The organism is Komagataeibacter kakiaceti JCM 25156, assembly GCF_000613305.1.
Genome location: NZ_BAIO01000662.1, coordinates 1 through 1,091, shown reverse-complemented (window position 1 = coordinate 1,091; position 1,091 = coordinate 1). Strand labels below are relative to the sequence as shown.

General features: G+C 69.7%; 2 protein-coding genes. Both read right to left on the bottom strand.

From position 1 onward, the window contains the following. Positions 1 to 330, bottom strand: a 330-nt coding sequence (locus JCM25156_RS17700) for a pyridoxine 5'-phosphate synthase (protein WP_025814203.1), incomplete at its 3' end; no start/stop codon positions are given. After that, positions 327 to 1,091: 4-hydroxythreonine-4-phosphate dehydrogenase PdxA (pdxA, locus tag JCM25156_RS17695; RefSeq protein ID WP_025814202.1), on the bottom strand; the 765-nt coding region annotated here is incomplete at its 5' end. The genes pdxA and JCM25156_RS17700, both read right to left, overlap by 4 nt.

The following is a 1,091-nucleotide window of genomic DNA, read 5'->3' as shown; positions in this document are numbered from 1 at the left end:
GCCTTCGGTCGTGACTTCCTGCCGCCGCTCGGGCACCAGGCAGCACGCATGCGGGCGCAGGCGGGTGGCGATGGCGGTCATTTCCTCCGTCGCGGCCATTTCCATGTTCAGCGGAATCGCCAGTTCGGCGCGCAGGCGTTCAAGATCGGCGTCACGGATATGGCGGCGGTCCTCGCGCAGGTGGGCGGTAATGCCATCCGCGCCCGTGTCCTGCGCCAGCAGCGCGGCCCGCACCGGGTCGGGGTGGGGGCCGCCGCGCGCGTTACGCACCGTGGCGACATGGTCGATATTCACGCCCAGCCGGATCGGGGCGGGAGGGGATGCGCTCATGACCTGTTCCTGTGTTCGGCCATCCGGGTGGCCATGTGCAGCGCCGCGACAAGGCTGGACGGATCGGCCAGCCCCCGGCCCGCGATGTCGAACGCGGTGCCGTGATCGGGTGATGTGCGGATGATGGGCAGCCCCAGCGTGGCGTTGACGCCCTGCGTCATGTCGATGGTCTTGAGCGGGATCAGCGCCTGATCGTGATACATGCACATCGCCACATCGTAACGCGCGCGGGCGGCGGGGGTAAACATGGTGTCGGGCGGCCAGGGGCCGGTCACGTCCATGCCATCCGCGCGCAGGGCGTCGATGGCGGGCTGGATGATGGTCTGTTCCTCCGTGCCCATGGTGCCGCCTTCGCCCGCATGCGGGTTCAGCCCCGCAATGGCCATGCGGGGGGACGCAATGCCAAAATCGCGGCGCAGGGCGGCATAGGTCGTGCGGGTGGCGGCGATGATGCGGGCGGTGTCCAGTTCATCCAGCGCCCGGCGCAGGCCGACATGGATGGTGACGGGCACCACGCGCAGTTCCGGGCAGGCCAGCATCATCACCTCGCGCCCCGGCACGTTGCACAGGGCGGCGAGGTATTCCGTATGGCCGGGATAGGCGAACCCGGCCTTTTTCAGCACGATCTTGCTGATGGGGCAGGTCACCACGCCCGCCGCCTGGCCGTTGCGCGCCAGTTCCACCGCGCGGGCGATGCTGGCGGTAATGGCGCCGGCGTTGCGGCTGTCCGGCTGTCCGGGACGGGGCGGGATGTCCAGCGT